At 44.8% G+C, this 17,744-nt stretch carries 18 protein-coding genes and 1 pseudogene; 10 read left to right on the forward strand and 9 right to left on the reverse strand.

The window, feature by feature from the left end; translation table 11 throughout:
- The first annotated feature begins 242 nt into the window (after nt 1-242).
- A pseudogene (locus HFV01_RS30025) lies at nt 243-884 on the forward strand (PP2C family protein-serine/threonine phosphatase).
- Between the two features lie 256 nt (nt 885-1,140).
- Nucleotides 1,141-1,656, forward strand: coding sequence for a DUF3122 domain-containing protein (locus HFV01_RS01805; protein WP_008054934.1), 516 nt, complete (start codon nt 1,141-1,143; stop codon nt 1,654-1,656).
- Between the two features lie 37 nt (nt 1,657-1,693).
- Here HFV01_RS01805 and HFV01_RS01810 read toward each other — a convergent pair whose 3' ends face one another.
- Nucleotides 1,694-3,643: a M48 family metallopeptidase gene (locus HFV01_RS01810; protein ID WP_193520778.1), complete on the reverse strand. Its 1,950-nt coding sequence runs from the start codon at nt 3,641-3,643 to the stop codon at nt 1,694-1,696.
- A 2-nt stretch (nt 3,644-3,645) separates the two neighbouring features.
- Nucleotides 3,646-4,257: a LemA family protein gene (locus tag HFV01_RS01815; protein WP_006623403.1), complete on the reverse strand. Its 612-nt coding sequence runs from the start codon at nt 4,255-4,257 to the stop codon at nt 3,646-3,648.
- A gap of 291 nt (nt 4,258-4,548) precedes the next feature.
- Between HFV01_RS01815 and HFV01_RS01820 the strand changes: the two genes are divergently transcribed.
- The gene (locus HFV01_RS01820; RefSeq protein ID WP_008054929.1) at nt 4,549-5,832 is read left to right on the forward strand and encodes a valine--pyruvate transaminase; all 1,284 of its coding nucleotides are present in this window, start codon (nt 4,549-4,551) and stop codon (nt 5,830-5,832) included.
- Between the two features lie 174 nt (nt 5,833-6,006).
- Entirely contained in the window at nt 6,007-6,489 is a 483-nt protein-coding gene (locus HFV01_RS01825; RefSeq protein WP_006623406.1) for a hypothetical protein, read from the forward strand.
- Here HFV01_RS01825 and HFV01_RS01830 read toward each other — a convergent pair.
- The 3 genes from HFV01_RS01830 to radA all read right to left on the reverse strand — a co-directional run bounded on the left by HFV01_RS01830 (nt 6,434) and on the right by radA (nt 9,281).
- Nucleotides 6,434-7,180, reverse strand: a complete 747-nt coding sequence (locus HFV01_RS01830) for an SH3 domain-containing protein (protein ID WP_008054927.1) — start codon at nt 7,178-7,180, stop codon at nt 6,434-6,436. The genes HFV01_RS01825 and HFV01_RS01830 overlap by 56 nt on opposite strands.
- Before the next feature lie 86 nt (nt 7,181-7,266).
- Complete coding sequence (locus HFV01_RS01835; RefSeq protein WP_006623408.1) at nt 7,267-7,494, reverse strand: ferredoxin family protein; 228 nt, start codon at nt 7,492-7,494, stop codon at nt 7,267-7,269.
- A 65-nt stretch (nt 7,495-7,559) separates the two neighbouring features.
- Entirely contained in the window at nt 7,560-9,281 is a 1,722-nt protein-coding gene (radA, locus tag HFV01_RS01840; RefSeq protein WP_193520779.1) for a DNA repair protein RadA, read from the reverse strand.
- A gap of 150 nt (nt 9,282-9,431) precedes the next feature.
- On the opposite strand from radA, the gene rpaB reads away from it, so the two are divergent.
- Genes rpaB through HFV01_RS01865 form a run of 5 tightly spaced genes read left to right on the forward strand, consistent with a single transcriptional unit; the run spans nt 9,432 to nt 12,164 of the window.
- Nucleotides 9,432-10,163 carry a response regulator transcription factor RpaB gene (rpaB, locus tag HFV01_RS01845; protein WP_006623410.1) on the forward strand — a complete coding sequence of 244 codons (732 nt, stop codon included), beginning with the start codon at nt 9,432-9,434 and terminating at the stop codon, nt 10,161-10,163.
- 34 nt (nt 10,164-10,197) lie between these two features.
- Nucleotides 10,198-10,863: a cofactor assembly of complex C subunit B gene (locus HFV01_RS01850; protein WP_006623411.1), complete on the forward strand. Its 666-nt coding sequence runs from the start codon at nt 10,198-10,200 to the stop codon at nt 10,861-10,863.
- Nucleotides 10,864-10,883: 20 nt separating this feature from the next.
- Nucleotides 10,884-11,405 (forward strand): DUF456 domain-containing protein, encoded by a 522-nt coding sequence (locus HFV01_RS01855; protein ID WP_006623412.1) that lies wholly within the window; start codon nt 10,884-10,886, stop codon nt 11,403-11,405.
- 52 nt (nt 11,406-11,457) lie between these two features.
- Nucleotides 11,458-11,829 (forward strand): hypothetical protein, encoded by a 372-nt coding sequence (locus tag HFV01_RS01860; protein WP_035759110.1) that lies wholly within the window; start codon nt 11,458-11,460, stop codon nt 11,827-11,829.
- Nucleotides 11,829-12,164 (forward strand): hypothetical protein, encoded by a 336-nt coding sequence (locus tag HFV01_RS01865; protein WP_006623414.1) that lies wholly within the window; start codon nt 11,829-11,831, stop codon nt 12,162-12,164. Before HFV01_RS01860 ends, HFV01_RS01865 begins: the two co-directional genes overlap by 1 nt.
- 61 nt (nt 12,165-12,225) lie before the next feature.
- On the opposite strand, the gene HFV01_RS01870 is transcribed toward HFV01_RS01865, so the two are convergent.
- On the reverse strand, nt 12,226-12,825 hold the full coding sequence (locus HFV01_RS01870) for a gamma-glutamylcyclotransferase family protein (protein WP_008054917.1): 600 nt from the start codon (nt 12,823-12,825) through the stop codon (nt 12,226-12,228).
- 159 nt (nt 12,826-12,984) lie between these two features.
- Between HFV01_RS01870 and mgtE the strand changes: the two genes are divergently transcribed.
- Nucleotides 12,985-14,364 (forward strand): magnesium transporter, encoded by a 1,380-nt coding sequence (gene mgtE / locus HFV01_RS01875; protein ID WP_006623416.1) that lies wholly within the window; start codon nt 12,985-12,987, stop codon nt 14,362-14,364.
- Here mgtE and obgE read toward each other — a convergent pair.
- The 3 genes from obgE to HFV01_RS01890 form a co-directional block, all read right to left on the reverse strand.
- Complete coding sequence (obgE, locus tag HFV01_RS01880) at nt 14,347-15,357, reverse strand: GTPase ObgE (protein ID WP_008054914.1); 1,011 nt, start codon at nt 15,355-15,357, stop codon at nt 14,347-14,349. The genes mgtE and obgE overlap by 18 nt on opposite strands.
- Nucleotides 15,358-15,377: 20 nt before the next feature.
- Entirely contained in the window at nt 15,378-16,082 is a 705-nt protein-coding gene (psb32, locus tag HFV01_RS01885) for a photosystem II repair protein Psb32 (RefSeq protein ID WP_006623418.1), read from the reverse strand.
- Nucleotides 16,083-16,224: 142 nt separating this feature from the next.
- Entirely contained in the window at nt 16,225-17,637 is a 1,413-nt protein-coding gene (locus HFV01_RS01890) for a helix-turn-helix domain-containing protein (RefSeq protein WP_111891359.1), read from the reverse strand.
- Nucleotides 17,638-17,744 lie beyond the last annotated feature (107 nt).

Here is a 17,744-nt window from a genome sequence, read left to right on the forward strand (position 1 = left end):
ATCAGGCTAAATTAGGAAACAGATCATTTATGATTGGCACTTTTAGAGATATTACTGAAAGGCAAAAATCTCAAGAGTCCCTGGCTTTAGCATATCAAGAAATTAAAATGCTTAATCATCAGCTAGATTATGAAAATAAATCTCTGAATATGGAGTTGGAAATTACCCGCCGTCTACAACGTTTGCTGTTACCCAGTGAAGCGGAACTTCAGGACATTAAAAACCTTGATATTGCGGGTTATATGGAACCTGCTACAGACATAGGAGGAGATTATTATGATGTTCTCGCCTTTGGCGGCGGGGTGACTATCTGCATGGGAGATGTCACCGGACACGGTTTAGAAAGTGGTATGGTGATGTTAATGGCTCAAACTGCTGTCCGAACTTTACTGGAAGCGGGAGAAACTGATCGGGTCAGATTTTTGGATGTTCTTAATCGAACTATTTACCTCAATGTGGTAAGAATGAACTGTGATAAAAATATGACTCTGGTATTGCTTGATTATGAAGATGAATAAATCAGAATCTGTGGTCAACATGAGGAAGCAATTTTAGTTCGTGCTGATGGAAATATGCAACGTATCGAAACTATTGATCTGGGTTTCCCGATTGGATTGGTTGATGATATATCGGAGTTTATTAGCCATTATACTACCTATTTAAATGCTGGGGATGTGGTGGTTTTATATACTGATGGTATTACTGAGGCAGAAAATGCTGATCAGCTTCACTATGGAGTAGTTCGACTCTGTGAAGTGGTAGCGGAAAATCGTCATCTGACTGCTGCTGAAATTCGACAGTCTATTATTAATGATGTTATGGAATACATCGGCGATCATCAAGTTCATGATGATATGACTATGTTAGTGTGTAAACAGCGCTAATTTGTGATAATTAATCATCACTATAGCGCTTCTCATATCTATCAAATACAGCCCTCACCCCAAACCCCTCTCCCAGAAAAGGAGAGGGGCTTTGAAAAGTACCTCATCAGTCCGGGAACTGCTATATAAGCAAATATACTCCCAGCCGGGGACACCAGAATACTGGAAGAAATAGCCCCATTTAATGTGATTATCTGTTATTATAACTAAATGGTTAAGTTAACAATCAGTTGGCATCAAAGCTTTGTTTAAAGGGATGTTAGAACTAATGTTGATTAATGTCAGAAAACTGGTGTCGATTTTGTTGCTAATTATCCTCCCTTTGCTGTTGGTTATGGTTTCGCCTGAAACAGCGATCGCCTTAATTCAACAACAGGAGGAGGCTCCCGGACAGATACTTTATAAATCTCGCCATAGTTTGAGAGATCATCAAGGTAATTCTTGGCAGGTCATTCTGTTTAAGCGGGTCAAAAATGGGGAGGTAAAAGACGTTAGTTTGCGTTTGGTGGGGTTTCCGGGTTCGGTAACATTTAATCATCCTGAACCGTTGCAAATTGTGTTCAGTAATGGTAGGATACTTGAGGCGGTAGATGAGTTTGGCGAAAAAGCACCCGGCCCGAATGTTGGACAATACGATTTAACCGATATTTTGCCCAAAATTTCCCAAGCCGATCAAATTGAGCTTAACCTTTCGATCGCTCAAACAAAATCTGCGATCGCTGTGCCGTCTCCAGTGGTTCTGGAATGGAAGGCGATCAACAGTCCTGGTTAATAACTTGCTAGAGTGGAGAAAAATAATTGTCTCCACTCTATCTCTGATTGGCGCTGCTGGGTGCGTCTAAAAATGGTGGAATAGGACAGTTAAGAGAAATCACGATCGCCCTGAGTAACTCGGCTTGGTCTAAGGTGACATGGTGATCAGCCAGGACAGTATAGGCGCAAGCATCAACCACCGCCTGTTTAAGTTTGGGTGCGGCGAGTTCCAGACGTTTGAGACTCTCACCAACTTGAGTCAAACTATATTCACCGGGTTGAGTGGGTAAAGTTTCCCCGGAATTTCTAGGTAGGCGCAACAGTCCGGCTTGAAAAGCCATATCAACCGCCCCCGGAGAATCTTGGCCGACGCGAGCCAAAGCCGATAACACAATAACACAATCGGACCAAATCTGTTTAATCTCAGTAAACTTAACTTTAGGTTCCTGCTGTGTGGCGGGAAAGTAGTTAGTCAACCGTTGACGCAACACGACAAAAATTGCATACTCAGACAGACTCAGATGATTGTCAGCTTGAATCAAAACCCTGGCTTGTTTCAGCAGTTGGGTACACTGGCTAACACTTCCACCACGCAAAGCAGGTATGGCTAAATCAATCAACGGTAGACGAGTCCGCGCGTTCAAACTCTCGAGGTAAGGACTCAGGTTTTGGATCATTTCCAACACTGGCGGCGGGGAGGACTCTCGCAAGGAAGACATTTGGCGATCGCGCACTTCTGGGTCTGTATGCAACAATAAACTATAAATAATGGCGATCGCCCCATTTACATCACGGGTAGCCATGCGTACAGGTTCGGGGATATCCGCCAAAAACCCCCGCACATTATCAAGGTGTTTAGGGTTGGTAGTTCCCACTCCGGCGACTACCCGATCCGGTGAAACCGACAAGGACTCCGGTTGCGGCTGTGGTTGAGGCGATGAACCCGCAAACCCCGCCACCATTTCATTACCGGAAGCTATAGACGACATAGAAGCATTATTTCCGGTTTCTTCCACCGACCAAGTGCGACCCGCGAAACCTTCCAAACGCTTAACCCTTTCTTTCACAGGGGGATGAGTTGCAAAGATTTGTCCGAAACTCTCAAAAATCCCTGTAAAAGCCTCCCCAAAAAACAGGTGACTAGCTTCTTCAGCCCTAGGATTTGTTACCTTAGAACCAGATTTATAGCCCGCAATCTTTTGTAGTGCGCCACTAATACCGTCAGGGTTGCGGGTAAACTGAACTGCGGAAGCATCCGCTAAAAACTCCCGTTGTCGAGAAACGGCACTTTTGATTAACCTACCGCAAAAAAAGCCGATCCCACCAATAACTACCATTCCTAAACCAATAATCAAGCCCGAATCTTTGCCTTTTGACGAGGAGTTGTCACTACCCCCCCACCAACTACCTCTTAACATTACCCGACCCATAATATATATCAGGATTAAACCCTGAATAACTCCGATGAGTCGGAGATTTAGGCGCATATCTCCATTGAGAATATGGCTAAATTCATGGGCGATTACCCCTTGTAACTCATCGCGATCGAGTTGTTCTAAACAACCTCGCGTTACCCCAATTACTGCATCATTGGGAGTAAATCCCGCCGCAAAAGCATTGATTCCCTGTTCTTCCCCTAAAACATACACTTCGGGAACGGAAATTCCAGAGGCGATCGCCATTTCCTCTACAATATTAAGTAGTCGTTTTTCCAGTTCATCTCCGGTCATGCGATCGACTAATGTTCCCCCCAAATCCTCAGCGACTACCTTACCTCCCCCCCGTAATTGAATGGATTTATAGACACTTCCCCCACCCACAGTAGCCACCACTCCCAAGGCTACTAACAACAATAGTTCTGGTCGCCATATCAAAAAATTATCGTGCAGTGCATATACCACCACCCCATATAATAGGGCTATCATCACAATCACAGCCACCAGAAACAGACCCAGCAAATAAACGGTGTTTTGTCTGGCTTGGTCTTGATGCTCAAAGAAATTCATAATTAGAAGGAAACGTTAGGAACTTCTTTCACCTCGGGGGATGATTCTTCTAGTAATTGAGCTTCTTGGAAGTTGAAACTACTAGCGACTAAATTGCTCGGAAATACGTCTCTTTTGGTATTGTAAACAGTTACGGCATCGTTAAAAGCCTGTCGCGCAAAAGCAATCTTGTTTTCAGTCGATCGCAACTCTTCCATGAGTTGATCCATGGACTTATCAGCCTTTAAATCTGGGTAGGCTTCTGATAGAGCAAATAACCTTCCTAATGTACCGGTTAAAGCAGCTTCCGCCTGTCCTAACTGTTGCATGGCTTGGGGGTCACCAGGGTTGGCTGCTGCTTGATTCGTGGCGGTCACAGCAGCATTACGAGCCGCAATAACAGCTTCTAAGGTTCCCCTTTCATGAGCCATATAACCCTTAACTGTTTCGACCAAATTAGGGATTAAATCATGGCGGCGTTTGAGTTGAACATCAATCTGAGCATAGGCATTTTGATAGCGTCTGCGTAGACGTGCTAGGCTATTATAAGCCTGGACACCCACAATAGCCACCAGAATGACGACAACAATACCGATGACAAACAAAAGGGCGAAAATTCCAGCGAGTATCTCCACAGTCTAGGTTCTCCTTGGCGTGTGTCTGCATGGTTCGCGGATTGGACGCGGGTTCTACTCGGTCTATCAAGCTAGGCTAGATGAGTTTAATTATGTTTTCCCAATCTAATCAAGTAACCCGGCTCTGTGCGGCATTATAACACAATCAAATGTGGCTAACCCCAAATTGTTACACTTTTTAACTTGACCTGCACTCCCAACCCGGACAAAATACAAACTGGCTACTTGGCTTCCCCACTGTCTCCAGGTCTGGTTAAAATCTATTCTAGTTAATTATAGGTGAAGTTTACTATGAATCCGGCTTTGACGAACTTTGGCGATCGGATGTCTCGTTTAACGGGAGTCCGAGCTATTATGAAAGATATTATCGAAACGTTGCGCTCTGGTAAAGGTCAAGAATTTATTAATTTAAGCGCCGGAAACCCGGTCATCTTACCAGAAGTCGAACAACTCTGGCGCGAATGTACTCAGCAACTGCTATCTAGTCCCGAATATGGCGAAGTGGTCTGTCGCTACGGTTCTAGCCAAGGGTACAAACCTTTTATTGATGTCATTGTGGAAGATTTTAACTCTCGCTATGGGTTAAATTTAAGCGATCGCAATATCCTAGTCACTCCCGGAAGTCAATCAATTTACTTTTACGCCGCCAACGCCTTCGGAGGTTATAACAGCCAGGGAAACCTTAAAAACATTGTCCTTCCCCTCAGTCCAGACTATACAGGTTACGGCGGCGTTAGTCTTATTCCCGAGGCGGTTTGTGCTTATCAACCCACCCTCGACATAGACGAAAATTCCCATCGGTTTAAATATCGTCCCGACTTTAATCAACTCTCAATTAATGAGGATACAGGCTGCGTTATTTTTTCCCGTCCCTGTAATCCTAGCGGCAATATTCTCACCTCCGAAGAAGTGCAAAAAATCGCAGATTTAGCCTCCCCTTACGATGTCCCAGTCTTCGTAGATTCCGCATATTCTCCCCCTTTCCCGGCTTTGAATTTTACGGACATGGATCCGGTTTTTGCTGATAATATTATCCACTGTATCAGCTTGTCTAAAGCCGGATTACCCGGAGAGCGTTTAGGTGTGGCTATTGGTAATGAAGATGTGATTAGGGTTTTGGAAGCCTTCCAAACGAACGCCTGTATTCACTCCCCCCGCTACGGACAAGCTATAGCAGCTAGAGCGATTGGATCAGGTGCTTTATCGGATATTTCGGTTGAGGTAATTCGTCCCTACTACCGCCAGAAATTTACGATATTAGAAGCGACGTTAAATGATGCGATGTCGAAGGATTTACCCTGGTTCTTGCATCGGGGAGAAGGTGCTATTTTTGCATGGATTTGGTTTAAGGATTTGCCAATCACAGACTTGGAACTATATCAGGAGCTTAAAAAAGTGGGTATTATCGTAGTTCCTGGCAATTCATTTTTCCCAGGATTACAACAAGAATGGTCGCACAAAAATCAATGTATTCGCATTAGCCTGACTGCTACTGATGAGGAGATTATGGAAGGAATGAAGCTTCTGGCTGAGGTTGTGGAAATGGTTTATAGAAAGGCTATGTTAGCGGTTTAATTGATGATTAATTCTGTCTAATGACTACAGTTGATCGGGGTTCACAATGTCTGGAATTATGAACCCCCTTAAATGCTCGATCGCAGTTATTCGCACCTGGACGGGAAGGCGATCGCCTTTGAGTAAATTAGGGGAGATGAGAATCGATCGCCACGGGATGAGCATTAATGTAGAATGAATCAGGGACAATCTCAAATCTCACTCAGAGCCAATATGGGGTCGGAGGGACAAATGGATGAATTGAAGTATCTAGCTACTTGGGTTCGCGAACAACACGCACGGGAGTATATTTTCACTTGGTTACTGAATCAACCGGGGATCTGGTGGTCAAATGGTGATGTTTACCAAGCGGCTATACAAAAATCTGGTTCTCGTCTGAAAGAATATGTAAAAAATAGTAAACAAGAGGGTTTGTTTCAGGGGATTGCCGATAAAATCAGGAGCGATGAGGCTTGGGATGCGATCGCCCTAAGTTTAGCTCGCCTCATTGCTACCTATCAGGAAGAATTAGTCAAACTCCAAGAACAAAATCGGTTAGATATAAACAAAGTCTCGGAAATATCGCCAAAGTTCAACCCGGAAATAGATGATATTTGGTCTTCTAGTCTTCAGGAACCCCTACCGGACCCGAACTCTGACGCTCTGACGGGTCTGTAATGGGTCCATTATCGATTAATTGGGGTTGAATAATCAAATGAGTGGGAGCATGGGTGCGGATAAAATCGGTCATCAGATCCCGTTCTTCAATAGTAGGAGTAGCCAAACAGCCAGCGGTTCCGGTTTCTTCATTATCCTTAAAAACGGAAGGATCATAATGAACCCCAAACCCGCCGCGATCGGTTTCAAAGGTGGGAGTTACTGCTGACCAAACCCCGCCAAATTCGCCGCCAGCATATTCTACGGAACCTGGTATATCAAAAGTATAAACCCCAAAAGGAATGGGTGTTTGAGATCCAGGCTGGTCTGATGGTGTTTGCTGACCGATACGACCAGAGATACAGCGGACTGTATTAACTAACCATCCCCCAGCATCAAATAACTCTGTGTGATAGACCTTTAGACCACCAGCGATGGTCTCTTGTGTTTGAGTAGCGACAATTTTCGGTCCGCCAATAGTATTAGCGAGATGATCATCAGTTTCAGTGGTGGGGTTATGAACAGTTAAAAACTCTCGCGATACCCAGCGATCGCCACCAATAGGAACCCAAGTCAACCCTCCTTGAGGAACAGGAGTTCCGATCACTTCGACCACAGTTCCGGGTTCAACAGTATCAATAACGGGACCATAGGGACTAGAACGCACATTGAGGACATCACCACTGGTAGTCACGATCGCTTGCTGTATCATAATTCGAGTTGTAATGGTGTAGATTAGTGTTCATTGTTAGGGCGATCGCCAAGATCATAAACACACAAAGCGATCGTCACCTCAAGTTATTCTGGAGTTTGTTGCAACTCTGGTCTCTCTTCCGCTACAATAGCGCCTTCTACCGGACAGACCTGTAAACAAATCCCGCAATCAATACAAGTATCGAAATCAATCCAATACCAATCAGTTCCCTTAGTGTTCTTACCGGGACCGGGATGGATACAAGCCACGGGACAAGCGCCAACACAATCAGCGACCCCTTCGCAGACATCAGTAACAATAGTATGAGCCATAATAAATTCCCCCCCCTTGACAACGGACTGAAAAACTAGCAGTTTATACCTACTTTGAGCTTAACTCAAAAACCGATATCATCATCATCGAAATCATCATCAAAACTCTGAGACACATTGGGAGGTTGAGTAGGGATAGAAGCAAGAATCGCATCAATTACTCGACCCACGGGTAAAATTTGCATTCCCAAATCTTCTGGTTTTTGTCCCTTGGGTACAATAGCGCGTTTAAAACCCAACTTAGCCGCCTCCCGCAATCTTAACTCTAATTGTGACACGGGGCGCACCTGTCCGCCTAATCCGACTTCGCCGATTAAAATGGTGCGAGGATCAACAAGGCGATCGCGGAAACTAGCGACAATGGCGATCGCCACTCCCAAATCCGCCGCCGGTTCATCCACCTTTAACCCTCCCACAGAAGCGACAATCGCATCTAACTTAGAAAGAGGGATACCAACGCGCTTTTCCAAAACCGCCAAAATCTGCATCAAACGGCTACTATCAACCCCCGTAGTCGTCCGTCGCGCCGACCCATAACTAGCAGGACTCACCAAAGCCTGGATCTCGACCACAATAGGTCTAGTTCCCTCCATAGAGACAATAGTGGCAGTTCCCGGCGAGCAATCATCGCGATTTCCCAAAAACAATTCCGACGGGTTAGAAACCTCCTGTAACCCGTGGGAAACCATCTCAAACACGCCAATTTCATGGGTAGCGCCAAATCGATTTTTCATCGATCGCAATAGACGGTGAGACGCAAAGCGATCGCCCTCAAAATACAATACCGTATCAACCAAATGTTCCAAAACCCTGGGACCCGCCAGGCTGCCATCCTTAGTCACATGACCCACAATCAACAAAGTAATATTTTCCCGTTTCGCCACCTGCATCAAAGCCGAGGTACATTCCCGCACCTGAGCGACAGAACCGGGAGCCGATGTTAGACTAGCGAAATAAATAGTTTGAATACTATCGATGATCGCCAAAGTGGGTTTAAGGGATTCCAACTCCCGCAGGATGACCTCTAAATCCGTCTCTGGGAGCAAAAATAAATCCGCCTCCTCCCGAGAATCATGGCCATTTTCACCATTTTCCGACTCTGGGGATAATTCCGGTGGCGACTGAGCAGAAGATAAATGACCATTTCCTGTAGCGAGGGATGTCTGTTGAGGGTGTTGGTTGCGTAACTGTTGGGTAAACGGGTCAACATTAGTAACTTCCACAGCATCTGAACTATGGTGGTTATTTACTTGTGCATCATTGTCAGTCTGTAAGTCATGAGCATCATCATCAGCTACACTAGCCACTGATGGAGCATTCCATAAACGCTGCGATCGCAATTTTACCTGTTGACCAGATTCTTCCGCCGACACATATAGCACCCGGGCATGATGGGATAAACTATTAGCCACCTGTAGCAGTAAAGTAGACTTACCAATACCAGGTTCACCGCCAATCAACACCAACGACCCCGGAACAATGCCACCTCCCAACACCCGATCTAACTCTCCATATCCAGAAGGGATGCGCGATTGAGTCTGATCAGAAATCTGAGACAGCTTAAATGATAACCTCGGTTGTCCTTGATTGGGCTTATTGACAGTATCCTCCGTTAACCCAGACCCCAACTCACTCCAACTAAACCGCTGTAGAGACGGCGTGGGGGATGGTTCAACCACCTGTTCTACAAGAGAATTCCAGGCTTGACAATTGGAACAGCGACCAAAGTATTGGGAGAACTCGGCCCCGCATTCACGACAAACATATAATGTTCGAGGCTTGGGCATTGTTTAAAATAGTGGCTGTACAATCTTATTGTATATGCAAACAATGGGATCAACACGCGCTATATGCCACCCGCACAATAGAGGCGATCGCACCTACAGTTAAACTATATGAAAGTAAGTCTAGTGTTATAGAGGGAGTATTGAGGTCAATTGGAAAACCATAAGGAAAGAATTTTAGTTGTCGATGACGAAGCCAGCATCCGCCGGATTTTGGAAACTCGCCTTTCTATGATCGGTTACGATGTAGTAACTGCGGCCGACGGGGAAGAGGCTTTAGAAATCTTCCGCCAGACAGAACCTGACCTCGTGGTTTTGGATGTGATGATGCCTAAACTAGATGGCTACGGAGTTTGTCAGGAATTACGGAAGGAGTCTGACATTCCCATTATTATGCTCACCGCCTTGGGGGATGTCGCCGATCGCATCACCGGGTTAGAATTAGGCGCAGATGATTATGTCGTCAAACCCTTTTCACCCAAGGAACTAGAGGCCCGTATCCGTTCCGTCCTGCGCCGCATTGATAAAAATGGCGCTTCTGGAATTCCCAGTTCTGGAGTTATCCAAATTGCCAGTATTAGGATTGACACCAACAAGCGACAGGTCTACAAAGGTGATGAACGCATCCGCTTAACCGGGATGGAGTTTAGCCTATTGGAACTCTTGGTGAGTCGGTCAGGAGAACCCTTTTCCCGATCCGAAATTCTCCAGGAGGTCTGGGGGTATACTCCCGAACGCCATGTTGATACTCGCGTCGTGGATGTGCATATTTCCCGCCTCAGAGCTAAGTTAGAAGATGATCCTAGCAACCCAGAACTGATTTTGACCGCTCGCGGTACTGGCTATTTATTCCAGCGGATTATTGATCCTTCAGAAGTGGGTTGATCGGATCTCAGTTGTCCTTTAGAGCTTCTCATAAATGGCTCAAATAAATTCTAACCGAGTTCTGCGACTTTTGCCCCTGGTTGTGGGGGGTTTAGGGGGGGTGCTATTGCTCGTCAATCGTTTAGAAACCCCCCAGATTTTGGACTCTCAAGCCCGCTCGGATGCCTTGGGAGTCATATTAAGCGCTTTGTTGATTTTGACTGGCTTACTGTGGCAGCAAATTCAACCTGTCCCACCGGACGCTGTGGAGTTGGAGGGTCCCCAAGGTTTTGAACTCCAGCCGGATTTGCCTGATGTGGTCAAAACTGAACTGGCTTGGGCTTCTCTGATGTTGTTAACTAATACCGTCACCCGATCGCTTTTGGTGGTTTGGGATGCTCAGGTGTTACTCCGACGCGGCGTTTTAGGGGTTAATTCTCAAGTCGAACCCGGACCTATTGTTAAACGGGTTCAGAAGACCCGCAAACCTGTTTACTTGGTCAATTTGGCCTTGTATCCCGGAAGGGTTGAGTTTGACTATTTGCCTCCTAATACTCAGGGTGTCATCTGCCAACCTATGGGCGATCGCGGTGTCTTGATTTTGGGGGCGAATACTCCCCGCAGCTATACCAAACAAGATGAAGTTTGGATCGAGGGAATTGCTGATAAATTGGCTGATACTTTGGATCGCTCTGGTTGGTCTGATGCCACGAAAATTTAGAACTGAAAATGGGGTAGACAATGCTATTTTTATACTGGGTATTGGTGCTGGTAATGCTCCTGGGAGTCATCGGAGCCGTCGTTCCGGGGCTGCCTGGATCAGGTCTGATTGTTACCGCTATTTTGATTTGGGCTATCTTTGCTGGTTTTTCTGGTATGGGGTGGCCTATTGGTGTGGCGATCGCTGTCCTGCTTTTAAGTGTCGGTGTTGAGTTCCTCAGTGCTTATCTGGGTGCTAAAAAAGCTGGCGCTAGTAAATGGGGACAAATTGGCGCGATCATTGGCTTATTATTGGGGTTTTTTGGTCTCTTACCAGCTTTACCTTTTGGCGGACCTTTATTAGGACTGTTAATAGGTCCTTTGGTGGGCGCTTTTGTCGGAGAATTTCTCTATCGTCAGGATTTGGTCTTGGGTCTGCGGGTGCGCTCCGCTGTTAAGGCGGCGATCGGGATTTTTGTCGGGACCGTCCTCGGTAATTTACTCCAAGGGGTTTTAGCTTTCGCCTCCGTAATAGTTTTCCTGACCAGCACCTGGCCCTATTGAAACAGAAGACATAGTGAGCGATCGCTTAATCACGGTGAGGGGTGAATCTATTATGGATCTTGTGTTTGAATCCACTGATGAGTTTAATCAGGACTTAGCTAAATTTAGTCAGGAAGAACAATTAATTATCCTCAAGGAAGTTGAACATTGGCTTCCCTTATTATTAACTAACTCTAGTCTGCGGAGTAGACGACTTCATCAGTTTTGTCAATTTCATCTCAAAGATAACTACCGTTCTTCCCTATACTCATTTATTGTTAACTACTACCTGCGCGTAATTCTCACCATTGACGAAGACCCCCTATTTAATCGCCTGTTAATTACCCTATTTAAAGCCATAGAAAGCCGTCATGCTGCTACAGCTTATCGACAGGTCGGTAACTCCATATATCAAAAAATAATTGACCACAAGGATAGTTATTGATGTCATCACCATTTCCCCCATTAATTGACGATCGCGGTATTATTCGCCAAGCTATGGCAGTTTTTTCCGAACCTCAACAACTGAAATTTTTGGCGGCGATCGCGGAGTTACAAAATCCCCAATCCTATCAAAATCAATACTTTCCTATGAGTCGCCTCAAGCGATTAAAGGGGACTCACGCTAAGATTTACACCGTAGATATTGACCCGACATCAAAATGGATGTTTTACATTGAATATCAAAATGGTAATATCTATTTACGGGAACTTTATAAGCATACCAATAATCAGGCAAAAACCAGCTTGGATATTATTGCAGAAGTCAATGATTTCTGAGGTCTAATCATCAGCCGAGACCAGGCTAGGCTGGTCTCTACAGTAACCCATTGATAATTAATTAGGAATTCTGATAATTAACTTGTTGGCGTTGCAGATTATACATATGGTTAAATAGTTGCCAACAATATTCCTGAGTTAAACCACAGGTAACTGCACCCCGTAAAACTACATTAAAATACCAATCATTGGGGGCTAATTCTTGGGTGAGTTTATTAATGACCATATAAGTCCGCACGTTTTGATAATCCTTACCCTGAGAATGTACGTCAATCATTTCTGGGCGATATCCGCCAATATGAACCTGTTTATCCGGGTCAATTTTCACCTCTTCCCGTTCATCAAGGCGATCGCTTAAACGCCAAGGAAGTCGATACAAAACCCCTTCCACAGAAGAATTAGCATCTTTAACTATATCCAAAGCGCCACAATTGCGCCGCCGGGAATGGCGATAAAACCCCAACCGATAACCCCGTAGAGTAGCAGGTCCGATCACATAGGAATGAGTAGGTTCACCTAGAGTCCGTTGCAAATCTACCGGACACATACAGGAACCGTAGGCGAAATAGTAAAAACTCGGTTCAGCATGAGAAGTTGAGATAAATTTTTCGTCCCACTGAATGGGATCTATAGATTGAATCGTATCTGTGTCAGAGTTCAATGTTACTTCCTCCCGTCCTAGGTGACACCCCCTTATTTTAGCAAAATGCACTCATGTTCATGTATAGCAAGTCACTATTTTTGAGCGGGAATATACTAGATCATAGTGATTTTGCTATATCCTTAATACTGTAGTTAATTATTCCCAGGAGCTAAAACTATGCAGGAGATTGAGGAAAAGAGTTCCCGGAGTGAATTGCGAGCCATTGTTAGGGAACAATTGCGACTGTTATTAGAAGATCGCAACTGGGAAGGTGTTAAAACTCTATTATTGCCAGTGCAGCCTGTCGATATTGCTGAGGCAATAGATGGGTTGCCCAAAGCCATGCAATTGACTGCTTTTCGTTTACTCTCTAAAGCAGAAGCCGTAGAAGTTTATGAACACCTTTCTACAGATATTCAACAGTCTTTAATTGAGGAGTTTCGAGATTCCGAATTATTAGAGATTGTCAATAGTATGGCTCCCGACGATCGCGCGGGTTTATTTGATGAATTACCCCCTCGGTTAGTGCGGCGGGTTCTCGCCCAACTCTCACCCGAAGAACGTAAAGCCACCTCTCAGTTATTAGGTTATCAGGCGGGAACAGCCGGCCGTCTCATGACCCCTGAATATATCGCTTTGAGGTACAATTTAACCATTAAAGAGGCATCCGATCGCATTAGACAATTAGCACGCGATCGCGAAGTGAGTTATTATGTCTATGTAGTTGATGAACAGCGGCGGTTAATGGGAGTCGCTTCTCTGCGGGATGTATTATTAGCTGACCTTGATCAATTCCTCGGTGATATCATTAATCCTGATGTGGTTTTTGCCCAAACAGATACAGACCAGGAAGAAGTCGCCCGTTCCATTCAACGTTATGATTTAGTGGCTTTACCTGTGGTCGATCGCGATCATACCTTAGTCGGAGTCGTAACCGTAGATGATGCGATCGATATTTTGCAAAAGGAAGCCACCGAAGATATTTATATTATGGGTGCTGTCAGGTCTGAGGGGGAAAGCTATTTCCAATCCAATTTAGCCACCATTACCCGTAAACGTATCCCCTGGCTATTCATTTTGTTAATCACCAACGCCTTAACTATTTTGGTGATGAGCAATTTTGAAGCCGTCCTTGATGAGGTCGTCGCTTTAGCCTTTTTTACCCCTCTGTTAATTGATGCGGGTGGGAATGTCGGAGCCCAGTCTTCTACCGTCGTCATTCGCGGGTTAAGTACCGAAGAATTGAAATATAAAAAACCCCTTTGGGTGATTATACGCGAGTCCATGACTGGCGGACTTTTGGGGATTTTATTAGGGGTGGTAGTAATTGGGATGGTGTTTGTCTTTTTAGGACAAATTGAAATCGGTTTAACCGTCGGGATTAGTTTACTTTGTATTACTATTATTGCCGCCACCGCCGGGGCGGGATTACCCTTTCTGTTTCATTCCTTTGGGTTAGATCCCGCCTTGATGTCCTCTCCTTTTATTACCACCATTGTCGATATTTTGGGGATCTGGATTTATTTAAGTACCGCCAAATTACTCCTCGGTCTTTAAGTCATCCAAAAATCGCCAAACTTCCTGTAAAAGTGCCTCCAAACCAATGCGGGCTACCGCCGAAATAAGGAACACTCGAACCCCGGCGATCGCCTCAAGTTGAGAAGCGATCGCCTTACTTCTTTCCTCCGAGTCCCCCGCCGCATCAATTTTGTTAATCGCCAGAATTTGCCGCCGCCTTTCCAAACCTCGCCCATAGGCGATTAACTCCTGTTGAATAATTTGATAATTAGCGATCGGGTCTGTGTCGGTAATATCAATCATGTGTAGGAGAATGCGGGTTCTTTCTATATGGCGCAAAAACTCATGACCTAGTCCAGTCCCTCGGTGTGCGCCTTCAATCAATCCCGGAATATCCGCAAATACCGTCCCATCTCCCGTCGGTTTACGGACTACTCCCAGATTAGGAATTAGGGTAGTAAAAGGATAATCTGCCACCTTGGGACGGGCGGAAGATACTGCCGAAATCAGAGTTGATTTTCCCGCATTCGGTAAACCAATAATCCCCACTTCTGCCAACAATTTTAACTCTAGTCGTAGTCGCCGACTTTCTCCTGGTAGTCCCGGTAAAGCATAATCAGGGGCGCGGTTTTGGTTACTGAGAAAATGACTATTTCCCAAACCGCCTTTACCCCCAGCCGCCACGCAAAATTCCTGATTAGGGGTGACTAAATCCACCATCAGCTCTAAGGTATTGGCATCATAGACCACTGTACCACAGGGGACCTCGATAATGCGATCGCTTCCCGATGCCCCCGTTTTATTTTTCGGGCCGCCTCGTTTGCCATCATCAGCTTTAAAGCGACGGTTATACTGGAAGTCCAGGAGAGTTTGCAAGTCTTCCACCGCTTTCAGGATCACAGACCCCCCTCGGCCCCCATTGCCTCCCGCCGGACCTCCAGCCGGGACGTATTTTTCCCGGCGAAAGGCAACTATGCCATCTCCCCCTTTTCCCGCTTCTACTTCAATTTCAGTGCGATCAATAAACTGCATCGATTTAAATCAGCCCATTTTTAAGGCCGTTGAAGGTAATAATAAGTCGCCATAGGTGCGACTGTGGCAATTACTAGGACTACCACAACTAAGATCGTCGCACTTTTGTCGTCGGTTTCTTCAGCCGATTTAAATGTACTCCCCACTTGCAGATTTTCCAGGAGTTTAGGTGCGCCGGGATCTCCTTGTCCTGAGAGGACTTTGACTATACGATCCGTGGCCGCCAGGAAGGCTTCATTATACTTCTCACCTTCTCGCAGGGGGACTTGTAGGGTTTCGTTGGCAACACTCTCGGCGATCTCAGGAGTTAGCAACTCTTTTACTTTGTCTCCGGTATGGATGGCGCTATTATTGGTTTGGGTATCCACCATCAACAGAGTTTGATTAGCGGCCTCTTCTGCGGTGGGAAACCATTTCTCAAACAACTGATCTGTAAAACTTTGGGCTGTTTCTCCGTAGTCCAGGCGGCGGATCGTCACTAACCGGACCTCATACCCCGTCTCGGCTAGTTTCTCCAGGTTTTGGTTAATTCTGCCTTCGGTAGCGCGACTGAGAATATCCTCATCATCAATAATCCAAGTGCGATCGCCAGTTTTCAAGTCTGGCATTTGATAAACTCCTGTAGCCATAGCTGGCGCAGTGGACAATAGCAATACCATCACTATTGCTATCATTCCCGCCAACAAATGCCACCATTTTGACATGACGTTAAGCTGTTGATTCATAGGGCTATACTAATTTCTGTATTATTAGACCCCACTTTATCGCAAATTTTGCATTAGCGATCGCTATACTTTCACATTAGTTAATCCTACCTATAACCCCTCACCCTCACCAGATGATCACCCGGAAACCACCCTCCAACTCTCAGATTTCAGGTAGACCCCTCATTGAACCCTTCCATATATATTGTTTAAAGACCGGAGATAAACGGAACATCATTGTACCATTTTCCATGGTTTTTAGCAAGCATCGTCTCTGCAAAGATTGTAAACCTTTGATGATCTCCGTCGAGGATAGGGATAATTTTTCGGTTAACTGCGATCGCGACAGGGGACGGTCAACTTGGCTTAACTGTAAGGCGATCGCTTTTTCCATGGAAGATAATCGCTCGAAAACTTCTCCTAATTGACTACTCATTAATTCCGTGATTACCGGGGTGTCTTCTGCCAAAAACTCCGAGACTTTACCGCAAAACATATTCCTAATTAAATAGCAAATATCTTCCAAATAGACTGGATGACCTTCGTATATTTCGATTAAATTTGACCAGCTTTCTCGGTCTGATAATTGCAGGCTCTCTAAAATGTCTACACTATTCAAGCCGGATAAAGTTAAGGATTTGATAGGATATAGGTCATTATTGAGGGATAATAACATTTCTTGGGATTGTTCTTGGCTGATGACAATAATGCTGCTTTTATGTTCAATTTGTGCGATCGTCCTCAAAAATTGGCTATAGTTTTTATATGGTTTTTGGTATTGTCCCGCCAACTTGCCGCTGATAAATAGTTCTTGTAAATCATCAAGTATTAGCAAGCATTTTTGTTGTATTAACAGATTAATCAGGTCATGGATTTGATAATCTTTGGGGCTGGATTCCTTATTAAATTTAGTTAAAATATCATTAGCAATAGGCGTTAAATGTGGTGACAGTTTTAGATTTTTCCAACTCACCACCTCAAAATTATCTTTATGGCGATCGACTAATTTTTTGACTAGGGTAGTTTTGCCAATTCCCGCTATTCCCACCACTGATATTAAGGGGATACTTTCATCAATTAACCAACGGGATAGGGTATCTATTTCATCAGTGCGATCGCCAAATTTCCAGATTTTAGGTGCCATGGTTAAATCGTGGCATATTTTTTGGGGTGGCGGTGGTTGGGGAGTAGCGATCGCTTGTTCTTCCTGTTCAGAATTGCCATTCGGATAATAAGGACACAAAGTCACATTATTGTTATTAAAGCCAAATATTTGGGAATTTATTGCCCTTTCCAGAGTCCAACAAAAATTGGATTTTTTAATATCCTCGTTAAGCTGTTGAGATAAAATCTTAAATAATTTACGGCTAACATCTCCGATATAGTTTTCATTGTAGCCATCATTCCCGATATCTTCCGCGATATCCTTGTAAGTCTTCCCTGTCAACAGTCCTTGAATGATCGACTTTTGTAGGTCGTCTAGGTGTTCTCCCGTCTGTTGTGACACCAACCTATCCACAAATTGTAACAATTCCGTTATATCCATAAACTTAGGCTTGGTAAGGGTTTCAGCCATTATAACTCAGTTCTGAATCAGAAAATCAGGTTTTTTCTGGCATTCGTTTGACATTTTGTCACAAAATTGACCAGAAAATCTGTTTTTTTCTGGTTGCAGGGGTCAGG

The organism is Limnospira fusiformis SAG 85.79, from assembly GCF_012516315.1.
Lineage (GTDB): Bacteria > Cyanobacteriota > Cyanobacteriia > Cyanobacteriales > Microcoleaceae > Limnospira > Limnospira fusiformis.

What these genes read in the sequence shown, in the direction of transcription:
- HFV01_RS01805 (WP_008054934.1), top strand. Translation starts at nt 1,141, where the DNA reads ATGTTAGAACTAATGTTGATTAATGTCAGAAAACTGGTGTCGATTTTG.
- HFV01_RS01810 (WP_193520778.1), bottom strand. Translation starts at nt 3,643, where the DNA reads ATGAATTTCTTTGAGCATCAAGACCAAGCCAGACAAAACACCGTTTAT.
- HFV01_RS01820 (WP_008054929.1), top strand. Translation starts at nt 4,549, where the DNA reads ATGAATCCGGCTTTGACGAACTTTGGCGATCGGATGTCTCGTTTAACG.
- HFV01_RS01825 (WP_006623406.1), top strand. Translation starts at nt 6,007, where the DNA reads ATGAATCAGGGACAATCTCAAATCTCACTCAGAGCCAATATGGGGTCG.
- HFV01_RS01830 (WP_008054927.1), bottom strand. Translation starts at nt 7,180, where the DNA reads ATGATACAGCAAGCGATCGTGACTACCAGTGGTGATGTCCTCAATGTG.
- HFV01_RS01835 (WP_006623408.1), bottom strand. Translation starts at nt 7,494, where the DNA reads ATGGCTCATACTATTGTTACTGATGTCTGCGAAGGGGTCGCTGATTGT.
- radA (WP_193520779.1), bottom strand. Translation starts at nt 9,281, where the DNA reads ATGCCCAAGCCTCGAACATTATATGTTTGTCGTGAATGCGGGGCCGAG.
- HFV01_RS01850 (WP_006623411.1), top strand. Translation starts at nt 10,198, where the DNA reads ATGGCTCAAATAAATTCTAACCGAGTTCTGCGACTTTTGCCCCTGGTT.
- HFV01_RS01855 (WP_006623412.1), top strand. Translation starts at nt 10,884, where the DNA reads ATGCTATTTTTATACTGGGTATTGGTGCTGGTAATGCTCCTGGGAGTC.
- HFV01_RS01860 (WP_035759110.1), top strand. Translation starts at nt 11,458, where the DNA reads ATGGATCTTGTGTTTGAATCCACTGATGAGTTTAATCAGGACTTAGCT.
- HFV01_RS01865 (WP_006623414.1), top strand. Translation starts at nt 11,829, where the DNA reads ATGTCATCACCATTTCCCCCATTAATTGACGATCGCGGTATTATTCGC.
- mgtE (WP_006623416.1), top strand. Translation starts at nt 12,985, where the DNA reads ATGCAGGAGATTGAGGAAAAGAGTTCCCGGAGTGAATTGCGAGCCATT.
- obgE (WP_008054914.1), bottom strand. Translation starts at nt 15,357, where the DNA reads ATGCAGTTTATTGATCGCACTGAAATTGAAGTAGAAGCGGGAAAAGGG.
- psb32 (WP_006623418.1), bottom strand. Translation starts at nt 16,082, where the DNA reads ATGAATCAACAGCTTAACGTCATGTCAAAATGGTGGCATTTGTTGGCG.
- HFV01_RS01890 (WP_111891359.1), bottom strand. Translation starts at nt 17,637, where the DNA reads ATGGCTGAAACCCTTACCAAGCCTAAGTTTATGGATATAACGGAATTG.